Source organism: Kitasatospora sp. NPDC048540, assembly GCF_040651175.1.
Taxonomy (GTDB): domain Bacteria; phylum Actinomycetota; class Actinomycetes; order Streptomycetales; family Streptomycetaceae; genus Kitasatospora.
Window position 1 is genome coordinate 1 of the sequence record NZ_JBEZIR010000252.1, and the last position, 3,345, is coordinate 3,345.

General features: G+C 74.3%; 4 protein-coding genes. 2 read left to right on the forward strand and 2 right to left on the reverse strand.

The window, feature by feature from the left end; genetic code table 11:
- Window positions 1–156: 156 nt before the first annotated feature.
- Window positions 157–1,218 (forward strand): EamA family transporter, encoded by a 1,062-nt coding sequence (locus tag AB0D08_RS40570; RefSeq protein WP_359895397.1) that lies wholly within the window; start codon window positions 157–159, stop codon window positions 1,216–1,218.
- A 201-nt stretch (window positions 1,219–1,419) separates the two neighbouring features.
- Here the strand turns inward: AB0D08_RS40570 and lepB are convergent, their stop codons facing one another.
- Window positions 1,420–2,100, reverse strand: a complete 681-nt coding sequence (gene lepB / locus AB0D08_RS40575; protein WP_359895399.1) for a signal peptidase I — start codon at window positions 2,098–2,100, stop codon at window positions 1,420–1,422.
- A 133-nt stretch (window positions 2,101–2,233) separates the two neighbouring features.
- Window positions 2,234–2,581: a chorismate mutase gene (locus AB0D08_RS40580; RefSeq protein ID WP_033824826.1), complete on the reverse strand. Its 348-nt coding sequence runs from the start codon at window positions 2,579–2,581 to the stop codon at window positions 2,234–2,236.
- Window positions 2,582–2,851: 270 nt separating this feature from the next.
- Between AB0D08_RS40580 and AB0D08_RS40585 the strand changes: the two genes are divergently transcribed.
- Window positions 2,852–3,301 carry an OsmC family peroxiredoxin gene (locus tag AB0D08_RS40585; RefSeq protein ID WP_359895400.1) on the forward strand — a complete coding sequence of 150 codons (450 nt, stop codon included), beginning with the start codon at window positions 2,852–2,854 and terminating at the stop codon, window positions 3,299–3,301.
- The last annotated feature ends 44 nt before the right edge of the window (window positions 3,302–3,345 follow it).

The following is a 3,345-nucleotide window of genomic DNA, read 5'->3' on the forward strand; positions in this document are numbered from 1 at the left end:
GCCACCGCAGGAGGTGGAAGTAGTTCGCCGGGGTGGTCGGCATGGCGACCGTCATGTTGTCCTGCGCGCACAGCTGCAGGAAGCGCTCCGGGCGGCAGTACCAAATCACGAGATTGCACCTTACGTAGACCGTATGCCGACTGGCACAATGCGCAGGTGCACAGCTCGACACCCTCGCCCCGCCGCTCCGCCCGCTCCCTCGGCCTCACCCTCGCGCTCGTCTCCGCCTTCGCCTTCGGCGGCTCCGGAACGGCCGCCAAACCCCTGATCGAGGCGGGCCTGTCACCGCTGCACGTGGTGTGGCTGCGGGTGGCCGGCGCGGCACTGGTCCTGCTGCCGCTGGCCTGGCGGCACCGCTCGGCGCTGCGGCAGCGGCCGGGGGTGCTGACCGGCTTCGGGCTGCTCGCCGTCGCCGGTGTGCAGGCCTGCTACTTCGCCTCGATCGCCCGGATACCGGTCGGCGTCGCGCTGCTCATCGAGTACCTCGGGCCGCCGCTGCTGCTCGGGTACGTGAAGTTCGTCCAGCGCCGGCCGGTCTCCCGGGGCGCCGCGGTCGGGGCCGCCGTCGCGGTGGGCGGTCTGGCCTGCGTGGTCGAGGTCTGGAACGGGCTGAGCTTCGACGCGCTCGGCGTGCTGTTCGCGCTGGGCGCCGCCTGCTGCCAGGTCGGCTACTTCGTGCTGGCCGACGCCGGGCGGCAGGGCGAGCGCCCGATCGACCCGATCGCCGTCAGCGCCTTCGGGCTGCTGATCGGCGCGGTGGTGCTGACCGTCCTCACCCGGCCCTGGGAGGCCGACTGGGGCCTGCTCACCGGGCAGGTCACGATGAACGGCCACCGGCTGCCCGCCCTGCTGCCGGCCGCCTGGATGGTGCTGGTCGCCACCGTGCTGGCGTACCTGACCGGCGTGGTGGCGGTGCAGCACCTGTCACCCCCGGTGGCCGGGGTGGTGGCCAACCTGGAGGCCGTGGTGGCCACCGTGCTGGCCTGGGTCCTGCTCGGCGAGCACCTCGGGCTGCCGCAGCTGGCGGGCGGCGCCCTGGTGCTCGCGGGCGCCTTCGCGGCCCAGACCAGCAAGCCCGCGGCGGACCCGGCGCCGGTGCCGGAGTCACCGGTGCCCGTTCCGGACCCGCCGGTGTCGCTCCCCGAGTCCCCGGCGGCGGCCGGTCCGCGGCCCGCCGAGGCGCCCGCCGGTGCCGCCGCGGGCCCGGGCCGTGTCTGACAATTCCCGCCGGGCGCGCGACACCGAGCATCCTCCCCCAGCCTTCGGCCGGGAGGTGCCCCCGGCTGGACGCACCGGCGAATCGCCCGAGTACGACCCAGCGCGAGGGCGCTTCACCGGCACGCCCAGCCGGGCGCCCACCGCCGCGCGCTGATCCGACGCGAACTGTCAGACCCGGCCCAGGTCAGCGGCCGGTCCAGGTCAGCGGCCGGTCCAGCCGAACCAGTCGAGGTGAGGGAGCGGCCAGACCACGGCCGTGGCCGGGCCGACCACATCGGCCACCGGCACCGCGCCGCCCGAGGAGCTGTCCCGGTGGTAGCGGGAGTCGGCCGAGTCGCTGCGGTGGTCGCCCTCCACCCAGACGTGGCCCTGGGGGACGGTGACCGGCCCGAAGTCCAGGCCCGAGCAGGAGTCGTCACCGGCGTGCAGATAGGGCTCGTCGACCACCCGGCCGTTCACCGTGAGCGTCGTACCGCTGCACGCCACGGTCTGGCCGGCGGTCGCGATCACCCGCTTGACCAGGTAGTTGTCGTCCTTCGGCGGCAGCAGGCCGACGAACGAGGCGGCGGCGGCGACCGGGTTGCCGTCCCCGCTCTGCGGCGGCAGCCAGCCGCCCGGGTCGCGGAAGACCACCGGCTCGCCGTCCTCGGGCTGCCAGCCGAACAGCGGGGCCAGCTTGTTGACCGCCACCCGGTCACCCACCTGCAGGGTGTTCTCCATCGAGCCGGACGGGATGGAGAAGACCTGGAAGAAGCAGGTCTTGATGAGCAGCGCGACCAGCAGGCCCACGGTGATCATGACGGGGATCTCCACCCACCACGGCCAGCGGCGCCGACCGGGCGCCGGGGACGGGGAAGCGGCTGCTGGTACGGGCCGGGTCACTGATCAGACCGCCTGCGGGAAGAGGGAGGGAACACAGCACGCTAACTCCGATCGCCACCCACCGCGAAATCCCGCCCTTATCCCGCCCCGACAGCAGCAGGTCGGAGCGGCGGCCGGCCGGAGCGGCGGCCGGTCAGTCGGCCAGCGGCTCGCTGGCGATCGCCTCGTGGTGGCGGATGACCTCGGCGATGATGAAGTTCAGGAACTTCTCCGCGAACACCGGGTCGAGGTGCGCGCCCGCCGCGAGCTCCCGCAGCCGGGTGATCTGCTCGCGCTCCCGGGCCGGATCGGCGGCCGGCAGCCGGTGCTCGGCCTTGAGCCGGCCGACCCGCTGGGTGGCCTTGAACCGCTCGGCGAGCATGTGCACCACGGCGGCGTCGACGTTGTCGATGCTCTGCCGCAGGCTGGTCAGCTCGGCCCAGACCGCCTCGTCGACCTTCTCCGGGGTGGCGGTCGGGGACTGCGTGGGCTGATCCGTCATCGGGTGGCTCCGGGTGTGGCGGCTGGTGCTGGCGTGCGGGACGGCCCCGGCGCGCCTTGGACGGCCGGGCCCGGGCCCCGGCCAATCTAACAGGGGCGGCCTGCCCGGCCCGCGGTTTTGCCGCCCGCCGTCCGGCATGTGGAACGCCCGGCGGACGGGTCGCGCGGCTCGCCCCGGAGCGGCCCCGGCTGCCGGGTCCCGCACCGTAGGCTGGTCCCCGCACCACCGGAACTGACGACCCGGCAGATCCCCAACAGGAGGTACCCGATCGTGGCAACCACCCGTACCGCGCACACCGAGTGGGAAGGCGACCTGCTCAAGGGCGCCGGCCTGGTGACGTTCGACTCCTCCGGCATCGGCGCGTACCCGGTCTCCTGGCCGGCCCGCGCCGAGGTGGCGAACGGGAAGACCAGCCCGGAGGAGCTGATCGCGGGCGCGCACTCGTCCTGCTTCTCGATGGCGCTGTCGCACGGCCTGGCCGGCGCGGGCACGCCGCCCGTCAAGCTGACCACCACCGCCGACGTGACCTTCCAGCCGGGTGAGGGCATCACCGGCATCCACCTCACCGTGGTCGGCGAGGTACCCGGCCTCGACCAGGCCGGCTTCGCCGCCGCCGCCGAGGACGCCAAGAAGAACTGCCCGGTGAGCCAGGCGCTGACCGGCACCACCACGTGGCCGCCACGGCCGCCGCGCTGGACCACGCGATCCTGTCCCGGCTGACGGGCCGGCCCGCGGGCTGAGCCGGCCGGCCCAGCTCCCCGGCC